The following is a 21,596-nucleotide window of genomic DNA, read 5'->3' on the forward strand; positions in this document are numbered from 1 at the left end:
GTCCTTTCAGTCGGCGCGGCGGTGGCCGGCGACAGCGTCCGCGGACGCCGCGATCCGGGCGACCGTGTCGGCGTAGTCGTGCTGGGCGACGAGCAGGTAGAGGAGGTCGAGGACGAACAGCTGGGCGTGCTTGGCGGACAGGTCCGCCGGGTGCAGGTACCGGTCCGGGACGGAGGCGAGCAGGTAGGCGTCCGCGAGCTGGGCCAAGGGTGCGGTGGCCAAGCTGGTGATGGCGACCGTATAAGCACCGGAGGCCTTCGCCTTGGCCAGCATCTCGATGGTCTCCTTGGTGCGGCCGCTGTGCGAGATGCCGATCGCGACCGACCGCTCCGGGAGGATCGAGGCGCTCGCCAGACCTGCGTGCACATCTCCCCAGGCGTGCGCGTTCACCCCGATCCGGTACAGCCGGCTCATCATCTCCTCGGCCATCGCCGCACTCCCACCGGTGCCGTAGATGTCCAGGTGCGTGCCGGTCGCCATCTGTTCGGCGACCTGCGCGCAGACAGCCAGGTCCAGCACGCTCGCGGTCGCACGCAGCGAGCGGATGTGGGCGTTCAGCAGGGTGCGGGAGACGTCCTCGGGGCTGTCCTTCGGGTCGAGGGTGCGGCTCATCTCCGCCCGCCACCGGTCGTCCTCGGCGGCTCCTCTGCCGGAGTCGGTGGCCACGCCGACACGGAACTGCACGTATCCGGGGTAGCCCAGCTGGCGGCAGAACCGGGTGACGGTGGCCGCGGACGTGCCAGCACGGTCGGCGAGCTCGGTGATGGACAGCTCCAGCGGCGCCGACGGGTCATCGAGCAGCACCTCGGCGATCTTCACCATCGCCGAGGACATCAGCGGGAGGTTGGCATGGATGCGCTCGGTCACCCGCAGAGCCCCTTCTGAGGCCGGAGGCGCACCCACCATGGTGAAAATCCCTCTCACGTCTTTGTCGATCTGAATGAAAGGTATTCTCACGGTAGGTTCTCGTCAACCGATCGAGGGAAATCGTGATGTTGCGTTATCTAGGCGTGGATGCCGGGGGCACCTCCACCCGCGCCGTGCTGGTCGGTGCGGACGGGACCTGCCTGGGTCTGGGGCGCGCTGGGAGCGGAAACCCGGTCTCCTCCGGGCCCGATCTCGCCGCCGCCCAGGTGCTCGCTGCCTCGCTCCAGGCAGTCGCGGCTGCCGGCGTACGGCCGACCGAGGTGACGGGGGCGGTCGCGGCGATGGCCGGCGCGCGAGTGCTGGCAGAACCGGGGTGGCTGAACGAGGCCTGCCACGCCGGGGGGCTGCCGGTGACGTTCCAGCTGGAGTCGGACCTGCACGCGGCGTTCTGCTCCGCTTCCCCGGCACCGGCGGGCTACGCGCTGGTCGCCGGCACCGGGGCGATCGCGCTGCGCGTAGCAGCCAACGAGGTGGACCTGGTCAGTGACGGCATCGGCTGGCTGCTCGGCGACGCCGGATCGGGGTTCTGGATCGGGCGGGAGGTGGCCCGGGCCGGCCTGGCCGCCCTGGATGGTCGCACACCGCCCACAGCGCTCAGTCGCTTGCTGCTCACGCATCTCGGTCTGGATCCGGACCCGGTCGGACTGATCGAGGGCCGGTCCCGCAGCGTGCAGGACGCTGTGGACGTGCTGTACCGGTGGCGGCCGGTAGAGCTGGCCGCTCTGGCCCCGCTGGCGTTCGCCGCGACTGGGGATCCGGCGGCCGACCGGATCCTTGCCGAGGCGGCAGATGCGTTGGCCACGACGCTCGGTGCGGTGCGCACCCCGCAGTTGACCGGTCCGTTGGTGCTCGCCGGTAGCGTGCTCACCCGGCAACCAACGATGGCCGAACGGGTGCACGCACTGGCCGGCGGCTTCGACGACCCCGTGTTCACCGATGACGGTCTCGTCGGTGCCGCGAGCCTCGCTCTGCGCAGGCACGGGGTGGACGTGGACCGCCCGGTCTTCGACCGGCTGACCGCCACGATCGGCGCCGCCCGCACCAGCTGACCGCGGCAGAGCGTCAGGCGGTGGCCTCGGTCATCTGCCGCAGCTCCTTCTTCAGGTCGGCGATCTCGTCCCGCAGCCGGGCCGCGAGCTCGAACTGCAGCTCCTCGGCGGCGACGTGCATCTGGTCGGACAGCTCCTGGATGAGCTCGGCGAGGTCGCTGGCCGCTGCGCCGGCCAGCTTCTCCCGGGTGGAGGTCGGCGTGGGCGCCGCGCCCTTCTTGCCGGGCTGGCGGTACCCACCGGCGAGCAGCTCCTTGGTGTCCACGTCCTCCCGGCTGAGCATGTCGGTGATGTCCCCGATCCGCTTGCGCAACGGGGTGGGGTCGATGCCGTGCTCGGCGTTGTAGGCGAGCTGCTTCTCCCGGCGCCGGTTCGTCTCCTCGATCGCCTGCTGCATGGCTGCGGTGACCGAGTCGGCATACATGTGCACCTGACCAGAGACGTTCCGCGCAGCACGGCCGATCGTCTGGATGAGCGAGGTGCCCGAACGCAGGAAGCCCTCCTTGTCCGCGTCCAGGATGCTCACCAGGGATACTTCCGGCAGGTCCAGACCCTCACGCAGCAGGTTGATCCCGACCAGGACGTCGAAGGCGCCGGTACGCAGCTCCCGGAGCAGCTCTACCCGCCGCAGCGTGTCCACCTCGGAGTGCAGGTAGCGCACCTGCACCCCGCGCTCCAGCAGGTAGTCGGTGAGGTCCTCGGCCATCTTCTTCGTCAGGGTGGTGACCAGCACCCGTTCGCTCTTGCTGGTGCGCTCGGTGATCTCGGCGAGCAGGTCGTCGATCTGTCCTTGGGTCGGCTTGACGACGACCTCGGGATCGACCAGGCCGGTGGGGCGGATGATCTGCTCCACCACCCCGTCGGACTGGGAGAGCTCGTAGTCGCCGGGGGTGGCGGACAGGTACACGGTCTGGCCGATGCGCTCGAGGAACTCCTCCCAGCGCAACGGCCGGTTGTCCATCGCGCTGGGTAGCCGGAAGCCGTGCTCCACCAGGGTGCGCTTGCGGGACATGTCCCCCTCGTACATCGCGCCGATCTGCGGCACGGTCACGTGCGACTCGTCGATCACCAGCAGGAAGTCCTCGGGGAAGAAGTCCAGCAGGGTGTTCGGTGCCGAACCCGGGTCACGGCCGTCGATGTGCCGGGAGTAGTTCTCGATCCCGGAGCAGGAACCGATCTCGCGCATCATCTCGATGTCGTAGGTGGTGCGCATCCGCAGCCGCTGCGCCTCGAGCAGCTTGTTGCCCCGCTCCAGCTCCGCCAGTCGCTCACCGAGCTCGTCCTCGATGGTGCCGATCGCCCGTTCCATGCGTTCCGGGCCGGCCACGTAGTGCGTGGCGGGGAAGAGGAAGATCTCCTCCTCCGAGCGCAGCACCTCTCCGGTGATCGGGTGCAACGTGGCCAGGCTCTCGATCTCGTCGCCGAACATCTCGATCCGCACCGCGAGCTCCTCGTACACCGGGATGATCTCCACCGTGTCCCCGCGCACGCGGAACGTGCCGCGGGTGAAGGCCATGTCGTTGCGGGTGTACTGCATGGTGACGAACTGGCGGAGCAGGTCGTCCCGGTCGATCTGGTCACCGACGCGCAGCGGCACCATCCGGTCGACGTACTCCTGGGGGGTGCCCAGACCGTAGATGCAGGACACCGAGGCGACCACGACCACGTCCCGCCGGGTGAGCAGGCTGTTCGTGGCGGAGTGCCGCAGCCGCTCCACCTCGTCGTTGATCGAGGAGTCCTTCTCGATGTAGGTGTCCGTCTGCGGGACGTAGGCCTCAGGCTGGTAGTAGTCGTAGTAGGAGACGAAGTACTCGACCGCATTGTTCGGCAGCAGCTCGCGGAACTCGTTGGCGAGCTGGGCGGCGAGGGTCTTGTTCGGGGCCATCACGAGCGTGGGCCGCTGCACCTGCTCGATCAACCACGCCGTGGTGGCGGACTTCCCGGTACCGGTCGCACCGAGCAGCACGATGTCCTTCTCCCCCGCCTGCAGCCGCGCGGTGAGCTCGGCGATGGCGGTGGGCTGGTCGCCGGCCGGCTGGTACTCGGAGACCACCTCGAGCGGTGCGACGGTCCGCTGCAGGTCTGTCACTGGGCGCATAGGTTCTACGGTACGCGCCGGCACCGACAGCGAAGGAGTGAGCGAAGCGAGCCCGGCACGCTGGCGGCAACCACCCCCTCGTCCCCTTCCGGTGATGCAGCACTACTTGACGATGATCGTCAAGTAGTGGATGGTGGCCGGATGAGTGATGACCGGACCGGCCTGGCGGACGAGCTCTGCACCCTCGTCGACCGTCGGTTGGTGGACCCCTTGGAGATCCTGCTCGATTCGCCGGAGCTCCTGACCCTCCTTCGCGAACACGTGGCCGCGCAGGTCGGAGAATGGGCCCACGATCTCCTGGGTCACGATCCCGCCGCGGCGATGAGCACTGCCAGCCGGCTGCTCGCCGCGCTCTTCGACGGTGACGACTTCTCGCCACCGACCGCGTGGTGGCAGAGCGCCTTCGGCCAGATCGTGGCACGGCGAATCGGTTACCCGGGACGCTCGGCGCTGTCCGGTGTCCAGGCTGCAGCGATGCTCGGCATCAGTCGCCAGGGAGTGCACGACCTGGTCCGGCGGGGAAAGCTCGGGACCGACGAGGATGGTCGGATCCTGACCGCCTCCGTACAGGAGCGTCTGGCACCGAGCGGGCACGAGGTGGCCGGCTGATGCTCGCACTCCACGACTTCGGCGGCAGTGGGCGAGAGCTCCTGCTGCTGCACGGGACCGGCGGCGCGAGCGGCGATTGGGCGGGCGTCGCCGAGCATCTCGTCCACGACTTCCACGTCGTCGCCGTGGACCTACCCGGCCATGGCGGATCGCCAGCGCCTGCGCAGTGGAGCTTCGCTGAGGCCCTCGCCGAACTCGCAGAGATCGGCCTCGACCGACCGGTGGTGGCGGGCATGTCGCTCGGTGGGATGCTGGCGGTGCACTGGGGAGTGCGCCATCAGGACTGCCCCGCCGTCGTGAGCTTCGACGGCCACCGGTCCCCGGTGACGGCGCTGGCCAACTACCGGGGCCTGACCGCGGACCACGCCGCGATCCGGCGGGCCGAGCTGAAGGCGTCGTTCGATGCCATGCTGTCGATGTTCCCCGCGCAGCGCACGATGTTCGAGCAGATCGGTGCGGCGATGGCCGCGGACGACGTGGTCCCGGCATTGGCAGAGCTGAGGGTGCCGACCACGATGGTCGTCTCTACCCTCGACCTTCCGGGTACCGGGATGCACCGCGAACTCATGGCCGCGTTCCGGGCTGGTCTGGACGCGGACCTGCGACGGGCCGCGAACTCGAACGACCGTCTGCAGATCGCCGCACTCCCGACGACTCATGCCATGCACCTCGAAGCGCCGCAGGAGATGGCCGGTATCATCCGCGCTGCAGCTGGCGGATGAGCGAGGGGTGCACAGCCGACCACCGGCTGATCCCCCGCAACAGCGCACCGGTCGATGCGGTACAACTCCTGTCATGTCCACTGTGCACCCGCCCGAGCTTCCCATCGACCCTGCTGCCGTCATCTGGTCCGTGCCCACCTCGGAGCTGCCCGGGGCGCTCACCGGGCGGCCGTTGCTGGTGCTGCTGCACGGCTACGGTTCGCACGAGCGGGACCTGATGGCGCTGGCCGAGCACCTGCCCACCGGTCCGGTCGTCGCCAGCCTGCGCGCACCGCTGCCGGCCGGGCCGGGGTACGCGTGGTTCCCGATCACCGATCCGGCCCGTGCCGGCGACCCGGACCTGGACCTGGCGAACGCGGCCACCACCGGCGTGATGCACTGGCTGGAGGAGACCCAGGCGCTGACCCGGACCTCCGGGCCGGTGGGGCTGCTCGGCTTCTCCCAGGGTGGGGCGATGGTCACCCATCTGCTGCGGCACCACCCGGAGCTGTTCGCCTGCGGGGTGGTGCTGTCCGGGTTCACCGTGCCGGGCCTGGTCGGCGGGGACGAGGCGCTCGCGCAGATCGCCCCACCGGTGTACTGGGGCCGCGGGCTGGCGGACCCGCTGATCGGTCCGGGCGCCATCGAGCGCACCGAGCGGTTCCTGGACCGGCACACCACGCTCACGGCCAGGTCGTTCGCCGGGCTGGGCCACGGTGTGGCCGCCGAGGAGCTGATCGAGGTGGCCACGTTCCTGCGCACCCACCTGATCCCCTCCTGAGGCGCGGCGCGCTGCCCGGCCGGGCAGCGCCGTCGACCATCGCCAGGGCACCGACGATGCACCGGCGCCCGGCAGCAGGCAGGATAGGACAGGTACACGATTCCCGACACAGTTGGAGACCGCTATGCCTACTCCCGTCACCAGCAGCGCCAACGGCACCTGGTCCGGAGACCTCACCTCCGGTTCCGGCCAGACCACCCTGTCCACCTCCGGCCTCGGCACGTTCGACGTGAACTGGAAGGCCCGGACGGAGCCGGGTGCGGGCACCACGAACCCGGAGGAGCTGATCGCCGCCGCGCACGCCGCCTGCTACTCGATGGCGCTGTCCAACGAGCTCGCCTCGAACGGCACCACGCCGGAGTCGGTGCACACCACGGCGGACGTGACGTTCGTGGCCGGCACCGGCATCACCGGCATCCACCTGACCACCGTCGCCTCGGTGCCAGGCATCTTGGCAGAGGACTTCGCCCGGATCGCCGAGGGCGCCAAGGACGGGTGCCCGGTGTCGGCGGCGCTGAAGGCCACCCCGATCACGCTGGACGCCACGCTGCAGGGCTAGCCCAGTCTGCGGACGGCCGGGCCGCTCAGGGCTGCGGTGGGGCCCAGCCGGTGCGTTCGGCCCAGGCCTGGATCTGCGGCCACACCTGGTCGAACCAGGGTTCCTTGGCAGCGGCGTAGTCCCGGGTGCTGCCGGTGGTGGCAACCAGGTGCTCCTTGACCTGCTGATAGGCCGCCCGGGCCCCGGCGTCGTTGCGCAGCCAGTCCCGGCAGAGCAGGGCGTAGCGCCAACCGGGGCCGCCGGCCACCCGCACGTGCAGGTTCACCGCACGGCCGGGGTCGGCGTTGGCGTGGAACCGCTTGTCCCAGCGGGTACCAGGCTCGGCGAGCCCCGCCTTCGGGCTGTCGTACCAGTGCCCCTCCACCTGCGGGAAACCTGCAGCCGCGAGAGCGGGAGCGAGACGGTCGGCAGCGGTCAGGTCGGCCACGCCCAGCTGCAGGTCGAGCACGTCCTTGGCCAGCAGACCGGGCACGGAGGTGGAGCCGATGTGGTCGGCGGTGAGCACCAGGTCTCCCCCGGCGCGGCGCAGCCGGTCCAGGATCGCCTCCGCCTGCACTGCCCAGCTGCGCGGACCCTGCGGCGGGCTGGTCAGCTCGGGCCGCTCCGGGCGCGGGGCGCGGCGACCAGCGGCCAGGTTGGCGGCATAGGGGGCGATCCGCTCTCGCCAGAGCTGGCGCACCTGATCGGTCGCGGCGTCCGGGTCACCGTCGTTGTCGATCCACTCATCGGCCACCTGGGCGCGCTGGGTGTCGTCGGCCTGGGCCGCCATCCGGGCCTCGATCTGCTCGGCGGTCATCCCCCGGTCCCGTTGCAGCCGCTGTGTGCGGGTGGTCGCGTCCGCCCCGACGACGAGCACCAGGTGGTACTCGGCCGCCAGGTGGTTCTCCACGATCAGGGGCACGTCGTGCACCACCACGGCGTCATCGGGCAGGTCCGCGAGTCGCGCCCGGGTCTCGGCGCGCACCAACGGATGCACGACGGCGTTCAGTCGCCGCAGGGCGTCCTCGTCACCGAACACTCTGCGCGCCAGGGCGGGCCGGTCGAGCCGACTGTCCTTGGTGAGGATGTCGGGGCCGAACTCAGCCACCACTGCGGCCAGGCCCTCGGTGCCGGGGTCGAGCACGTCCCGGGCGACCTGGTCGGCGTCGATGAGGTGCCCACCGCACTCGGCGAGGGTCGCGGCGACCGTGGACTTGCCGGCTCCGATGCCACCGGTGAGGCCGAGGTGCAGCACAGTGGCCTAGCCTAGCGGCCCCTGGTGCATCCGCTTGACCGGTCGCAGAGGTTCACCCTGGCCGGCAACGATGGTGCACCTATGGTCGCGATCGGACCAGATCACAACCATAGGTGCACCCGCGCGGTGTGCCCGGGGACTGATCGGGATCAGTTACCGGTGAGCTTCTCCCGCAGTGCGGCGAGCGCCTCGTCCGAGGCGAGCGTGCCACCGGCGTCGGTGGGAGCCGAGGAGTAGGAGGAGTCGGCGACCTCGCCCACCGGTGCACCGGTGGTCTCGGCGTCCGCCTCCAGCGCCTTGGCGACCTGCGCCTTGTGCGCCTCCCAGCGGGCGTGCGCCTGGGCGTACTGCGCCTCCCAGGCCTCGCGCTGGGCCTCGTAGCCCTCGAGCCACTCGTTGGTCTCCGGGTCGAAGCCCTCGGGGTACTTGTAGTTGCCCTGCTCGTCGTACTCGGCAGCCATCCCGTACAGCGACGGGTCGAAGTCGTCCCCGTTCGGGTCGACGCCCTCGTTGGCCTGCTTCAGCGACAGCGAGATCCGGCGACGCTCCAGGTCGATGTCGATGACCTTGACGAAGACCTCGTCGTCGACCTTCGCGACCTGCTCGGGCACATCCACGTGGCGCTGGGCCAGCTCGGAGATGTGCACCAGGCCCTCGATACCGTCCTCGACGCGCACGAACGCACCGAACGGCACCAGCTTGGTGACCTTGCCCGGCACGACCTGGCCGATCGCGTGGGTGCGGGCGAACGCCTGCCACGGGTCTTCCTGGGTGGCCTTCAGCGAGAGGGAGACCCGCTCGCGGTCGAAGTCGACGTCGAGCACCTCGACGGTGACCTCCTGGCCGACCTCCACGATCTCGTTCGGGTGGTCGATGTGCTTCCAGGACAGCTCGGAGACGTGCACCAGACCGTCGACACCGCCGAGGTCCACGAACGCACCGAAGTTGACGATGGAGGACACCACACCGGGGCGCACCTGGCCCTTCTGCAGGGTCTGCAGGAAGGTGGAGCGCACCTCGGACTGGGTCTGCTCCAGCCAGGCGCGGCGGGACAGCACCACGTTGTTGCGGTTCTTGTCCAGCTCGATGATCTTCGCCTCGAGCTCCTGGCCGATGTAGGGCTGCAGGTCGCGGACGCGACGCATCTCCACCAGGGAGGCGGGCAGGAAGCCACGGAGGCCGATGTCCAGGATGAGCCCACCCTTGACCACCTCGATGACGGTGCCGGTGACGACGCCGTCCTCCTCCTTGATCTTCTCGATGGTGCCCCAGGCGCGCTCGTACTGGGCGCGCTTCTTCGACAGGAGCAGACGGCCCTCCTTGTCCTCCTTCTGCAGGACGAGGGCCTCGACGCGGTCTCCGACGGCGACGACCTCGTCGGGGTCGACGTCGTGCTTGATGGAGAGCTCGCGAGAAAGGATGACGCCTTCGGTCTTGTAACCGATGTCGAGGAGAACCTCGTCACGGTCGACCTTGACGACCGTACCCTCGACGATGTCACCGTCATTGAAGTACTTGATGGTCGCGTCGACGGCTGCGAGGAACTCTTCTTCCGAGCCGATGTCGTTGACCGCGACCTGCGGGACATTCGTCGGGGCCGGGCTGGTGATAGTCATACGGTGGTGAACTCCGTTGCGGACAGGGATAGTAGGTGGACTTGCGGACACGGCACACGCGTGACCCCGCGGACCGCAGCAGCCGCAAGCACCCGGTCCGACGGCCGCAGCCGCAGTGGACCAGTCGCCTTGCCGCCGCCAGGTGGGCACAGGAGCGCACGAGTAACCTGGACTACCCTACCGCGCGCGTCGGGCAGTTCACAATGCGAGCGACCAGCCAGGACACCTAGGCCGTGTGGGATCGGTCACGTACCGGTGGTGCAGGTGATACTGGCCGGATGCACGACCCAGCAGACGACCCGACCACCCGGAAGCACACCGATGAGCCGGGCAGGCTTGCCGAGGCCGGCTACCAGCACGTCGACGGTGGGCAGGCGGCTGCGGCGACGATCGACTGGTGGAGCCGCAGCGCTGCAGAGTATCTGGCCGACCACGGTGAGCAGCTCGGCGCGGCAGACTTCCGCTGGTGCCCGGAGGGGTTGCGAGAGGCAGACGCGCACCTGCTCGGCGACCTGGCACAGCTGCGCCGGGCACAGGTGCTGGAGGTGGGTGCCGGGGCAGCGCAGTGCTCCCGCTGGCTGCGGGCCCAGGGAGTGGCAGCGCTGGCCAGCGAGCCGGCGGCCGGGATGGTGGCGGCCGCCGCTCAGCTGGATGCCGCTACCGGTATCGAGGTGCCGATGGTGCAGGCGGACGCGCGGTCGCTGCCGCTGGCCACCGGCAGCATGGACGTGGTGTTCACCGCCTTCGGCGCGCTGTCCTTCGTCCCGGACCCGCAGCAGGTGCATGCCGAGGTGGCGCGGGTGCTGCGCCCCGGGGGCCGGTGGGTGTTCTCGGTGACCCACCCGCTGCGCTGGGCGTTCCCGGACGATCCGACGAGTGCGGGCCTGACCGCGCACCGCTCCTACTTCGACCGGCGACCGTACGCCGAGACCGACACCGAGGGCCGGGTGCTGTACGCCGAGTTCCACCGCACGCTCGCCGACCACGTGCGGGACGTCGTCGGGGCCGGGCTGACGATCACCGGCATGGTGGAGCCGGAGTGGCCGGCGGAGAACACCACCGTGTGGGGCGGCTGGGGCCCGGAACGGGGCGCCCTGCTGCCGGGCACGCTGATCGTCACCACCGAGCTCCGCTGAACGTACCCGGCGGCTGGATCAGTGGCCGGCGTCGCGCCAGTTGTCCCCGGAGCCGACGGACACGTCCAACGGCACCGCCAGCTCCGCAGCGGAGCCCATCTGCTCCCGCAACAGATCCTCGACCGCCTCTGCTTCCCCGGCGGCAACCTCGATCACCAGCTCGTCGTGCACCTGCAGCAGCATCCGGGACCTCAGTCCCTGCTCGGTGAGGGCTCCGTCCACACCGATCATGGCGAGCTTGATGATGTCCGCAGCGCTGCCCTGGATCGGAGCGTTCAGCGCCATCCGTTCGGCCATGTCCCGGCGCTGCCGGTTGTCGCTGTTCAGGTCCGGCAGGTACCTGCGGCGGCCGAGGATCGTCTCGGTGTAACCGACCTTCCGGGCCTGCTCCACCACAGAGTGCAGGTAGTCGCGCACCCCGCCGAACCGCTGGAAGTACTCCTCCATCAGGGACCGGGCCTCAGCCGTCTCGATCTTCAGCTGCCGGGACAGGCCGAACGCGCTCAGGCCGTAGGCCAGCCCGTAGCTCATCGCCTTGATCTTCGAACGCATCGGCGCGGTGACCTCCTCCGGTGCCACCCCGAACACCCGGGACCCGACGAACGAGTGCAGATCCTCACCGCTGCGGAACGCCTCGATCAGCCCCTCGTCGGCAGACAGGTGCGCCATGATCCGCATCTCGATCTGGGAGTAGTCGGCGGTCAGCAGCCGCTCGTACCCTTCCCCGACGACGAAGGCAGCCCGGATCCGCATGCCCTCCTCGGTGCGGATCGGGATGTTCTGCAGGTTCGGGTCCGCCGAGGACAGCCGCCCGGTGGCGGCGATCGTCTGAGAGTAGGTGGTGTGGATCCGACCGTCCGGGGCGACCGTGCGCAGCAGCCCCTCGACGGTCTGCCGGAGCCGGATGTGGTCCCGGTGCGCCAGCAGGTGTGCCAGGAACGGGTGCTCGGTCTTGACGTACAGGTCCGCCAGCGCCTCCGCGTCGGTGGTGTACCCGGTCTTCGTCTTCCTGGTCTTCGGCATCTCCAGGTCGGTGAACAGCACCTCCTGCAGCTGCTTCGGGGAGGACAGGTTCACCTCCCGGCCGATCACCTCGTACGCCTGCTCCGCTGCGGACCGGACCTGGGCGTCGAAGTGCTGCTCCAGCTCACGGAGGTAGCCGACATCGGCGGCGATCCCGGCCTGCTCCATCCGCGCCAGCACTGCGGCCACCGGGAGCTCCAGGTCGGCGAGCAGGTCGGTGGCGTGCCGCTCCGCGAGCTGCTCCCGCAGCGCCCCGTCCAGCTCCAGAACGGCAGCAGCACGGATCGCACCGAGCTCGGCCTCCCCCGGTCCGTCCAGCACGAGCATCTGCTGGGCGCCGCTGTCCGCCTCGGTGCGCAGCTCCCGGCCGATGAAACGCACCGACAGGTCCGCGAGGTTGTAGGAGCGTTGGTCCGGATGGCACAGGTAGGCGGCCACCGCCGTGTCGAAGACGACGCCGTCCAGCACCAGCCCGCGCCCGTCCAGGGCGTGCCAGGCGTTCTTCGCCTCGTGCAGCACCTTCGGGGCCTGCGGGTCGGCGAGCCAGGCGGCCAGAGCGGCCTCGTCCTCCGGGGTGATCTCAGCCAGGTCGACGCTGAGCACCGCCCCACCCTCGGCAGCCAGCGCCAGCGCCCACGCGTCCCCGCTGCCCTGGGCGGCGGTGCCGGCCACGTCCAGCCCGATCTCGGCGGAGGCGTGCGCATCCAGCCAGGCCTGCGCCTGCCCAGCGGTCAGTGCGGTGATGTCCAGGTCGAAGGCGGCGGCGTCAGCAGCCTCGGTGTCCTGCGGGTCCATCGCGAACAGCCGCTCACGCAGCACCCGGAACTCCAGGGCGTCGAACACCTCGTGCACCCGCTCCCGCTCGTACGGGCGGCGGGCCAGGTCCTCCAGGGTGACGGGCAGCTCCATGTCGGTGACCAGCTCGTTCAGCTGCCGGTTGAGCAGCACCTGGTCGAGGTGCTCCCGCAGCGAGGCACCCGCCTTGCCGGTGATCGAGGGGGCATCGGCGACGATGCCCTCCAGCCCGCCGTACGCGTGGATCCACTTGGCAGCGGTCTTCGGGCCGACTCCGGGCACCCCGGGCAGGTTGTCGCTGCTCTCCCCCACCAGTGCGGCCAGGTCGCTGTACTGCTGCGGACCCACGCCGTACTTGTCCGTGACCGCCTGCGGGGTCATCCGGCTCAGCTCGGAGACCCCCTTGCGCGGGTAGAGCACGGTGACGACGTCGTCGACGAGCTGGAAGGTGTCCCGGTCCCCGGAGCAGACGAGCACATCGAACCCGTCCCGGCGACCGGTGGCGGCCAAGGTGGCGAGGATGTCGTCGGCCTCGAAGCCTTCTTTGCCCAGTGTGGTGATGCCCAGGGCTGCGAGCACCTCTTCGATCAGCGGGATCTGGCCACGGAACTCCTGCGGAGTCTCGTCGCGGGTGCCCTTGTAGTCGGCATAGGTCTCCTTCCGGAACGTCTCGCTGGAGACGTCGAAGGCGACCGCCACGTGCGTGGGGTCCTCGTCCCGCAGCAGGTTGATCAGCATCGAGGTGAACCCGTAGACCGCGTTCGTGGTCTGCCCGGTGGTGGTGGAGAAGTTCTCTGCCGGAAGCGCGAAGAACGCACGGTAGGCCATCGAGTGGCCGTCGATGATCAGGAGCCGGGGTCGCGCAGTGTCGGTCACAGGTGACAGCCTAGGCGCCATGACCGACACTCCTGCGCCAGACGCGTCGTTCCCGTTCCCGCTCGAGCCCCTCCGCGGAACCCTGATCGAGCGGATGGGCATCGAGATCACCGAGGTGGCACCAGCCCGCGCCGTGGGTCGCATGCCGGTCACGGGCAACACCCAGCCGGCCGGCCTGCTGCACGGTGGTGCCTCGGCGGTGCTGGCCGAGACGCTCGCTTCGCTAGCCGCCACTGCGCACGCCGGTCCGGGCCGGCTCGCTGTGGGGATGGACCTGAATGCCACGCACCACCGGTCGATGCGCTCCGGTTGGGTCACCGGTACCGCGGTGGCGCTGCACCTCGGCTCGCGGGTGGCCGCCTACGAGATCGTGCTGGAGGACGAGTCCCAGCGCCGCGTGTGCACGTCGCGGTTGACGTGCATGCTGGTCGACTCGCGCTGACTGACCCGGTCGGCGAGCCGGCTCAGGTCCACTCCCCCGGGCGGTGTCTCCGGCAGTCCACGGCTGCGCCGCCGCCGAGCGATCAGCTCGTCCAACGCACGCGGACGACGCTCGCGCACCCTGCCGGGCGGATCGAGGCGGCGCAGCAGCGAGGCGGTCTCGGCGACGCGACGGGAGCCCGCTGGTGAGAACCCGAGACCGGAGAGGAACCGCTGCTCGCTGCGGGCTCCGGTGAGCGGCATCGTGACCACCCACTCCGCCCCGGCTCGCGCGGCCGCGAGGGCCACCTGGTGCACCATCATGCGGCCGGCACCACGGCGCCGTCCGCCCTGGGCCACGTACAGCGCCTCGAGCTGCACATGGCTGATGTCGGAGAACAGGTTCGGCGGTACCACCCGGGCGAGCGCGAACCCGGTCACCGTCTTGTCCTGCTCGGCGATCGCCAAGGTGCTGCCGGACATGCCGTACCAGGTGCGCAGCTGTGCGCTCAGCGTGCTGCTCGCCGGGGCGATGAACTGCGGCCCGAGCGGGGAGTCCGCCCGGGCGGCCTGGATCACCGGTACCACGGCCTCCAGGTCGTCCTCGGTGGCCAGGCGCGCCGACGCCGCACTACGCACAGCCGGCACGACACACCTCCTCACCTGTCACGGTGCTGCCCACCATACGCCTGCTGTCCAGGCCCGGGGCGAGCTCGTGTGCTACTTGGAGCCGACCTGGTCGATGACGGCGTCGGCCACCTCCCGCATGGTCAGCCGCCGGTCCATCGACGTCTTCTGGATCCACCGGAAGGCTTCCGGCTCGGTCAGCCCCATCTTGGTCATCAGCAGGCCCTTGGCCCGGTCCACCCGCTTGCGGGTCTCGAACCGGTCGGCCAGGTCGGCAACCTCGGACTCCAGCGCAGCGATCTCGTGGTGCCGGGAGAGGGCGATCTCCAACGCGGGCAGCAGATCGGCAGGGGTGAACGGCTTGACGACGTAGGCCATCGCGCCGGCATCCCGCGCCCGTTCCACCAGCTCGGTCTGGGAGAACGCGGTGAGCAGCACGACCGCGGCGATCCGGTCCTTGGTGATCCGTTCGGCTGCGGAGATGCCGTCCAGCACCGGCATCTTCACGTCCATCACCACGATGTCCGGCTCCAGCTCCGTCGCCAGCTTGATCGCAGTCTCACCGTCGCCGGCCTCACCGACGACCTCGTAACCGGCCTCCTGGAGAGTCTCGACCACGTCCAGGCGGATCAGGGCCTCGTCTTCGGCCACCACCACTCGTCGGGTGCGGCCGGGCTTCGACTTGGCCGGGGCCTGGGCCGTGGGCATCTGCAGGTCCAGCAGGCTCGCGTCAGTGCTGTTCGTCTCCGGCACCTCGCCGGTCGGTTCGTCCGTGGTCACGGTGACTGATCCTAATGCTCTTCGCGCTGTTGTGGGGAGCGACCGACGGCGAAAGCCCACGAATGTGCCCAGAGTCACCACTCGGCTACGCTGGCCGAGGTGCCGCGCGGGCGCCGAACGCCGAGCTGGTCTTCTTCAGCCGGCTCGGTGCCGGTCTCGGGCCGGACGGGGTGTACGAGGCGGTCAGCAGCCGCCAGCTGGTGGACGTCCGCGGGTTCCTGCGCCCAGCCGAGGACGTCGCCCTGGACGCCGCGGAGATGGCCGCCCGCCCGGTGGTTGGAGCACACCAGGTTCGCCCGCGAACAGGTGCTGGACCAGGTCCGCTCGGACGGGCCGCTGCCGGCACGAGAGCGACCGCCGGCGTCAGCAGCCTCGGGATCGCCCGGACGAAGGGGTCGGTGCCCCGCCCCGGACTCGAACCGGGACGCCCGCGAGGGCAGCCGGGTTTGAGCCGACCGCGTCTGCCTATTCCGCCAGCGGGGCGTGGACCGCTGCGCGCCCTTGGACGCTGCAGCGGGTTCATCCTAACGTGACCGCCGCACCGAGGCGGTCACCGCGGCCTCACTCCCAGGTCACCGGTGCCTGCAGGTACTCGTTGCCGTCGGTGCCGACCATCGCGGTGTAGTCTTCCGCGAGATACTGCGCAGACGTCACCTCCGCGTCGGTGCTGCTCAGCGCGACGAAGCACTGCAGCAGGGTGCGAGTCTCCTCGTCGTAGTCCGGCAGGCTCAGACCGCACTCGTCGCCAGGGCCGGCGAGCGTCACGTACCCGCTGGTCAGCCACTCGGCGTCGGTACCGTCGGCGAGCATCGGGAACAGGTCCACCGTGTCCGGATCCACCTCGGCCGGCAGGTCCTCGGCGAACTGGTGCTGGGTGACCACCAGGTAGGGGGTGTACTCGGCGAACTCCTCGGCGTTGCTGTACTCCTCGAACAGGGACGCATCAGCGGCGGCGATGTCCCGCACGGTCACTCCCTGCAGCCCGGTGTAGTCACCGCTGTCGGTGCTGAAGGTGTGTTCCAGCCAGGCGGTCTCCCCGAAGGCCAGGGTGGTCCCGGGTGCGGTCACCTCGCCCGGGGCGCCGAGGTCGACCGGCTCGTAGTCGTAGCTCTGCTGTCCGCAGCCGCTGAGCAGCACCCCGGCGGCCACTGCCAGCACAGCCGCTACCCGCACACGTCCAGTCATCGTCTCCCGGTCTCCTCGTCTGCCACCGGCGCGGCACCAGCACGATCGAGGAGGACGCGGGTCGCGCTCGGCGAGGGGCTGCTGCGCGCCATCACGTCGGTGCCGGCTGACGACGCTCACGAGCCGGACTGCTGCATCCTACCGCCCCGAGTGCCGGCTGCTCAGTACTCGACCGGGTCCCGGGCGATCGGGCAGGTCATGCAGTGCCCGCCGCCGCGGCCACGGCTGAGCTCACCGCCGCGGATCTCCAGGACCTCGATGCCTGCGGCCCGCAGCGCCGCGTTGGTGGCGGTGTTCCGGTCGTAGGTCATCACGACCCCGGGTTCCAGCGCGATCGCGTTGTTGCCGCTGTCCCACTGCTGACGTTCGGAGTCGTAGTCGTCCCCGCCGGTGGTAATCACCCGCAGCTCGCTCAGCCCCAGCGCCTTGGCGGCCTCCTGCACGAAGGTGCCTCGCCCGCCGTCCCGGACCTCCAGACCCGGCGCCTTGTCGCTCGGGTGCACGGTGATGGTGTGGATGTCGTCCACGATGGCCGGGTACAGGGTGACAGCGTCCCGGTCGGCGAACGTGAACACCGTGTCCAGGTGCATCGCTGCACGTAGCTGCGGCATCCCGGCGACCACGACCTGCTCGGCGGCACCGGCCTCGAACAGCGCCTTCGCCACCTGGGTGATCGCTTGGCGAGAGGTGCGCTCCCCCATGCCCATCAGCACCACCCCGTTGCCCACCGGCATCACATCCCCGCCTTCGAGGGTGGCCTGTCCCCAGTCCTGCTCGGGATCCCCCCACCAGATCCGGGCGTCGGCGAACCGCGGGTGGAAGGTGTAGATGGCCTTCATCAGCAGGGTCTCGTCGCGGCGTGCGGGCCAGTACAGCGGGTTCAGGGTGAGGCCCCCGTACAACCAGCTGGTGGTGTCGCGGGTGTACAACATGTTCGGCAATGGCGGCAGCAGGTACTCGCGCGCGCCGGCGGACTCCCGGGCGAGTGCCACATAGGGGGGTCGGTACTCGGCGGGCAGGTCGAAGGTGGCCAGCCCGCCGATCAGCACCTCCGCCAGCCGTGCCGGGTCGAGGGACTCCAGGAACGCCGTGGTCGCCTCGACCATGCCCAGCCCGACCTTGTTCGCCGTCACCTTCCGGGACAGCACCCACGCCCGAGCGGCCGGTAGGGCCATGGTCTCGGTGAGCAGGTCGGCCAGCTCGAGCACCTCGATGCCGCGGGAACGCATCGTGGCCACGAAGTCGGCGTGGTCGCGCTGGGCGGTCTCCACCCAGAGCACCTCGTCGAAGAGCAGGTCGTGGGCGGTGGACGGGGTCAGTCGCCGGTGCGCCAGCCCCGGCGCGCAGACGATGACGCTGCGCAGGCGCCCGACCTCCGAGTGCACACCCAGCACGGCTCAGCCCACCGTCACGCTCTCCACCAACGGGGTGCATGCGGGCTCGATGACCTCGCGGGCTGCCTCGTCGGTCCACTGGCAGTACACGTGCAGCAGCTGGGTCTCGGAGAACAGCCAGTAGCCCACGTAGTCGTAGCTGGCCAGGCCGATGTGCTGGGTGACGGCGGGCATCCCGGCGACCTCGGTCATCTCCGCCTCGCTCAACGGCTCCGCGTCGATGTGCTCCCGGTACCGGGCGAGCTGCTCCTCGACCGCCTCCAGCGGCACCCGCCCGCAGGCGTCCGCCAGGTCGCCCCAGTCCAGACCGGTGTAGAGCACCACGTTGAGCACGTTCAGCGTGGGCAGCTCCGGGTCGGTGGGGACGGCGTACCAGGTGGTGGCCACGTCCTCCACCGGGTTGTCCTCCACGTACAGGAAGCTCTCCTCGAAACCGTCTGGCATCGACCACGTGGCCGTGGTGAGGTCCACGTCGGCCAGCTGCAGCTCGTCCGGGTCGGCTTCCTTCTCCCCGCACTCCAGCAGCTGCGGCGGGATGGTGGGGTGGTCGTCGCTGCCACTGTGCCCGCCAGCAGCCTCGCTGCCGCCCGGTGTGGGCTCCGGTTCCGCGTGCTCCTCCCCGATCAGGTCGCAGCCGGAGACGGCCAGCAGCCCGCTCAGCGTCACCGCCAGCAGCGCACCCCCGACGCGCCGGTGCCGCCCGCCCCCCGCCCGCGTGCTCATCTGCCGGTCCTCCTCATCGCCTGCTCAGCCCGCCGTCGCAGCGCTGACTGAGTCATGGTAGGTCATCACCCCGCCGCACCCGGCCGGCAGCGGCAGCTCACCCGACCTGGACGGTGCTGACCAGGTCGGCGCAGGAGGCCTCGACCTCCGCCCGAGCGCTCTCGCTGGTCCACTGGCAGCCGATGAACAACAGCTCGGTCTGGGAGAACAGCCAGTATCCGCGGAAGTCGTAGCTGGGGATACGCATCGTCTGCGTCACCGCCGGCAGACCGCCGACCTCGGTCAGCTCCGCCTCGTCCAACGGTTCCGAGTCAAGCAGCTCCTGGTACTCGGCGACTCGTTCCAGCATCGCGTCCAGCGGCACCTGTCCGCACTCCTGGGCGAGCTGGCCCCAGTCCAGGCCGTCGTATCCGAGCACACCGACCAGGTCGAGCGTGTGATAGCCGGGGGCGGAGGGCACATAGGTGTGCATGAACATCCGCTGCTCGTAGTCCAGGTCGTCGTAGTACCCGCTCGCGGACTCGTAGCCGGCAGGCACGTCCCAGCTGGCGCCTGAGGCCACGTGAGCGTCGGTGAGCTCGACCGGGTCGTCCCCGTCGGTGCCCCCGTCGGCGCCAGACTTGCCGGCGGGATCACCACACTCGAGCAGCTGCGGCGGGATCGTCGGGCGTCCGCTCGGCTGCTCACTGCTCGTAGGTCCGGCGGTGGTCGGTTCGGGTGGGGTCTCGTCCGGGCCGAGCAGCGAGCAGCCGGTGACTCCGGCCAGCACCACTGCTGCCGCACCCCACACCGGGAGACGTCCGCCTCGCACCGCTGCTCCTCCTCTGCTACCGGTGATGATCGCCTGGTCGCAACCTACCTCCCGGGCCGCTCCTCTGGCTGCCCCGGCCGCGGGGAGAAGTCCCCGCCGCCGGTCAGCGGGCCGTCATCGAGCCGAGCAGCTCAGCGCACCCCGCCCGGATCACGTCCTCCTGGTCCGTCCACTGGCAGGAGACCATCAGCAGCTCACCCCGGCCGACGACGATCGTGGAGTCCACGGTGAAGCTGCGCCCGGTGTAGTGCTCCACCTCGTGCACGGCCGGCAGGCCGGCGACCTCGGTCCAGTCCGAGGCAGACGTGGTGATACCGGCGCTCTCGTGCCAGTCGGACAGGTAGGCGTCCACCCGCTTGCGGTCCACCTGACCGCACTCGTCGGTCAACGGGTCGGGTACGTTCGGGTAGTGCACGACGACGAGCACCTCCACTCCTGCCCCGGCGCTCTCCGGGGTGAGATAGGTGGCGGTGTACTCCTCCTCCAAGGGTGCGATCTGGGTGAAGCCGCCAGCGGTGGCGAACCCGTCGGGCGCGCTCCAGGACAGCTGGTCCAGCGGCGGCGGCGCCGGCTGTCTGCCGCACTCGCGCAGCTGCGGCGGGACTGTGGGCCGACCGGTCGTGGTCGGTGCGGCGGCGGGGCTGGCGGCAGGGCCGTCGGTACCGTGCTGCCCCGGCGGGCCGGCAGCGTCCCCGGAGCTGCTGCAGGCGACGCAGAGCAGCGCAGCCGCCACGGCGACTGCGCTGCGCCTGCTGTGCTGCGCCGTCGAACGACGCCAGCTGGACCTCACCGACCGGGGTAGCCGAGCTTCTCTCCGACTGTGTGCACCCGGATGGAGTTGGTGGAGCCGGACACGCCCGGTGGCATCCCTGCGACGACGACGACCATGTCGCCCTCCTCACCGTGCCCGGAGCCCTTGAGCACCACGTCCACCTGGTTGATCATGTCGTCGGTGTGCTCCACCTGCGGCACGGTGAACGTCTGCACCCCCCAGCTGAGCGCGAGCTGGTTGCGCACCACCGGCACCGGGGTGAAGGCCAGCAGCGGGATCGCCGAACGCAGCCGGGACATCCGCCGGGCGGAGTCGCCGGACTGGGTGAAGCAGGTCAGGTACTTCACCCCGAGGGTCTCACCGATCTGGGCAGCGGCCTTGGTGATCACGCCGCCGCGGGTGTGCGGGGTGGCGCGCAGCTTGGCGATCCGCTCCAGACCGTGCTCCTCGGTGTTCTCGATGATGCGGGCCATCGTGCGCACGCACTCGATCGGGTACTGGCCCACGCTGGTCTCCCCGGAGAGCATCACCGCGTCGGCACCGTCCAGCACAGCGTTGGCGCAGTCGGAGGCCTCCGCGCGGGTCGGCCGTGGGGCGCTGATCATCGACTCCAGCACCTGGGTGGCCACGATCACGGGTTTGGCGTTGCGCAGGCACATCTCGGTGGCGCGCTTCTGCACCAGCGGCACCTGCTCCAGCGGCAGCTCCACGCCCAGGTCCCCGCGGGCGACCATGATGCCGTCGAACGCGTCCACGATCTCGGCAAGGTTCTCCACCGCCTGCGGCTTCTCCACCTTGGCGATCACCGGGACCGTGCGCCCCTCCTCGGCCATGATCGCGGCGACGTCCTCGTAGTCGGCCGCGGAGCGCACGAAGGACAGCGCGATGAAGTCGGCCCCCTGGGCCAGGCCCCAGCGCAGGTCCTCGGCGTCCTTGTCGGTGAGCGCCGGGATGTTCACCGCCACGCCGGGCAGGTTCAGCCCCTTGTTGTTCGAGACCGGGCCGGGCACCTCCACCCGGGTGGTCACCCGGGGGCCGGTGACGTCGGTGACGCGCACCGCCACCCGACCGTCGTCGATGAGGATCGCGTCACCGGGCTTGACGTCCTGCGGCAGTCCCTTGAACGTGGTGGAGACCAGCTCCTTGGTGCCGGGCACGTCCTCGGTGGTGATGGTGAAGGTGTCGCCCTCGGCGAGCTCGTGCTGGCCCTCGACGAACCGACCGAGCCGGATCTTCGGCCCCTGCAGGTCCACCAGCACCGCCACCGCGCGCCCCGAGGCCTCCGCGGCCTCCCGGACCCGCTTGATCACCGCGGCGTGGGCATCGGCGTCCCCGTGGCTGCGGTTGATCCGGGCTACGTCCATACCGGCGTCGACCAGCGCCTGGACCATCTCTGGGGACTCGGTCGCCGGTCCCAACGTGCACACAATCTTCGCTCTACGCATACCGCAAACCCTATGCCCTCGACGTGCCTGCCCGA

20 protein-coding genes and 1 tRNA gene are annotated in these 21,596 nt (G+C 70.2%); 7 read left to right on the forward strand and 14 right to left on the reverse strand.

Features of this window, described 5'->3' with window-relative positions; genetic code table 11:
• Positions 1–6 precede the first annotated feature (6 nt).
• A complete protein-coding gene (locus K338_RS0101560) occupies positions 7–867 on the reverse strand; it encodes a MurR/RpiR family transcriptional regulator (protein ID WP_022916429.1) in 861 nt (286 codons plus the stop codon).
• Positions 868–992: 125 nt separating this feature from the next.
• Here K338_RS0101560 and K338_RS19835 point away from each other — a divergent pair, with 125 nt between their 5' ends.
• The gene (locus K338_RS19835; protein ID WP_022916430.1) at positions 993–1,976 is read left to right on the forward strand and encodes an N-acetylglucosamine kinase; all 984 of its coding nucleotides are present in this window, start codon (positions 993–995) and stop codon (positions 1,974–1,976) included.
• A gap of 13 nt (positions 1,977–1,989) precedes the next feature.
• Here the strand turns inward: K338_RS19835 and uvrB are convergent, their stop codons facing one another.
• Entirely contained in the window at positions 1,990–4,074 is a 2,085-nt protein-coding gene (gene uvrB, locus K338_RS0101570) for an excinuclease ABC subunit UvrB (RefSeq protein WP_022916431.1), read from the reverse strand.
• 141 nt (positions 4,075–4,215) lie between these two features.
• Here uvrB and K338_RS0101575 point away from each other — a divergent pair, with 141 nt between their 5' ends.
• The 4 genes from K338_RS0101575 (at position 4,216) to K338_RS0101590 (ending at position 6,724) form a co-directional block, all read left to right on the forward strand.
• Positions 4,216–4,683 (forward strand): helix-turn-helix domain-containing protein, encoded by a 468-nt coding sequence (locus K338_RS0101575; RefSeq protein WP_022916432.1) that lies wholly within the window; start codon positions 4,216–4,218, stop codon positions 4,681–4,683.
• A complete protein-coding gene (locus K338_RS24225; protein ID WP_022916433.1) occupies positions 4,683–5,405 on the forward strand; it encodes an alpha/beta fold hydrolase in 723 nt (240 codons plus the stop codon). The genes K338_RS0101575 and K338_RS24225 overlap by 1 nt, the downstream gene beginning before the upstream one ends.
• Positions 5,406–5,478: 73 nt before the next feature.
• Entirely contained in the window at positions 5,479–6,165 is a 687-nt protein-coding gene (locus tag K338_RS0101585; protein WP_022916434.1) for an alpha/beta hydrolase, read from the forward strand.
• Between the two features lie 124 nt (positions 6,166–6,289).
• Entirely contained in the window at positions 6,290–6,724 is a 435-nt protein-coding gene (locus K338_RS0101590) for an OsmC family peroxiredoxin (protein WP_022916435.1), read from the forward strand.
• Positions 6,725–6,749: 25 nt separating this feature from the next.
• On the opposite strand, the gene coaE is transcribed toward K338_RS0101590, so the two are convergent.
• The gene (gene coaE / locus K338_RS0101595; protein ID WP_022916436.1) at positions 6,750–7,958 is read right to left on the reverse strand and encodes a dephospho-CoA kinase; all 1,209 of its coding nucleotides are present in this window, start codon (positions 7,956–7,958) and stop codon (positions 6,750–6,752) included.
• 149 nt (positions 7,959–8,107) lie between these two features.
• Positions 8,108–9,574: a 30S ribosomal protein S1 gene (rpsA, locus tag K338_RS0101600; protein ID WP_022916437.1), complete on the reverse strand. Its 1,467-nt coding sequence runs from the start codon at positions 9,572–9,574 to the stop codon at positions 8,108–8,110.
• A gap of 278 nt (positions 9,575–9,852) precedes the next feature.
• Between rpsA and K338_RS0101605 the strand changes: the two genes are divergently transcribed.
• Complete coding sequence (locus K338_RS0101605) at positions 9,853–10,710, forward strand: class I SAM-dependent methyltransferase (RefSeq protein ID WP_022916438.1); 858 nt, start codon at positions 9,853–9,855, stop codon at positions 10,708–10,710.
• Positions 10,711–10,728: 18 nt separating this feature from the next.
• On the opposite strand, the gene polA is transcribed toward K338_RS0101605, so the two are convergent.
• Positions 10,729–13,425 carry a DNA polymerase I gene (polA, locus tag K338_RS0101610; RefSeq protein WP_040652526.1) on the reverse strand — a complete coding sequence of 899 codons (2,697 nt, stop codon included), beginning with the start codon at positions 13,423–13,425 and terminating at the stop codon, positions 10,729–10,731.
• Here polA and K338_RS0101615 point away from each other — a divergent pair.
• Positions 13,424–13,846, forward strand: coding sequence for a PaaI family thioesterase (locus tag K338_RS0101615; protein WP_022916440.1), 423 nt, complete (start codon positions 13,424–13,426; stop codon positions 13,844–13,846). The genes polA and K338_RS0101615 overlap by 2 nt on opposite strands.
• On the opposite strand, the gene K338_RS0101620 is transcribed toward K338_RS0101615, so the two are convergent.
• The 9 genes from K338_RS0101620 to pyk form a co-directional block, all read right to left on the reverse strand.
• Positions 13,765–14,472, reverse strand: coding sequence for a GNAT family N-acetyltransferase (locus K338_RS0101620; RefSeq protein WP_022916441.1), 708 nt, complete (start codon positions 14,470–14,472; stop codon positions 13,765–13,767). The two genes, K338_RS0101615 and K338_RS0101620, sit on opposite strands and share 82 nt — an antisense overlap.
• Before the next feature lie 72 nt (positions 14,473–14,544).
• Positions 14,545–15,159, reverse strand: coding sequence for an ANTAR domain-containing response regulator (locus tag K338_RS0101625; RefSeq protein WP_211218183.1), 615 nt, complete (start codon positions 15,157–15,159; stop codon positions 14,545–14,547).
• Positions 15,160–15,630: 471 nt separating this feature from the next.
• Positions 15,631–15,714: transfer RNA gene (locus K338_RS0101635), tRNA-Leu, on the reverse strand.
• 78 nt (positions 15,715–15,792) lie between these two features.
• The gene (locus tag K338_RS0101640; protein ID WP_022916443.1) at positions 15,793–16,416 is read right to left on the reverse strand and encodes a hypothetical protein; all 624 of its coding nucleotides are present in this window, start codon (positions 16,414–16,416) and stop codon (positions 15,793–15,795) included.
• A gap of 161 nt (positions 16,417–16,577) precedes the next feature.
• Complete coding sequence (locus K338_RS0101645; protein ID WP_022916444.1) at positions 16,578–17,810, reverse strand: arginine deiminase; 1,233 nt, start codon at positions 17,808–17,810, stop codon at positions 16,578–16,580.
• Between the two features lie 3 nt (positions 17,811–17,813).
• Positions 17,814–18,533 carry a hypothetical protein gene (locus K338_RS0101650; protein WP_022916445.1) on the reverse strand — a complete coding sequence of 240 codons (720 nt, stop codon included), beginning with the start codon at positions 18,531–18,533 and terminating at the stop codon, positions 17,814–17,816.
• Positions 18,534–18,630: 97 nt separating this feature from the next.
• Entirely contained in the window at positions 18,631–19,344 is a 714-nt protein-coding gene (locus K338_RS0101655) for a hypothetical protein (RefSeq protein WP_157612150.1), read from the reverse strand.
• Positions 19,345–19,447: 103 nt separating this feature from the next.
• On the reverse strand, positions 19,448–20,134 hold the full coding sequence (locus K338_RS0101660) for a hypothetical protein (RefSeq protein WP_157612151.1): 687 nt from the start codon (positions 20,132–20,134) through the stop codon (positions 19,448–19,450).
• Complete coding sequence (gene pyk / locus K338_RS0101665) at positions 20,131–21,561, reverse strand: pyruvate kinase (protein WP_022916448.1); 1,431 nt, start codon at positions 21,559–21,561, stop codon at positions 20,131–20,133. Before pyk ends, K338_RS0101660 begins: the two co-directional genes overlap by 4 nt.
• Positions 21,562–21,596: the final 35 nt, after the last annotated feature.

It is taken from the genome of Ruania albidiflava DSM 18029, from assembly GCF_000421225.1.
Taxonomy (GTDB): domain Bacteria; phylum Actinomycetota; class Actinomycetes; order Actinomycetales; family Beutenbergiaceae; genus Ruania; species Ruania albidiflava.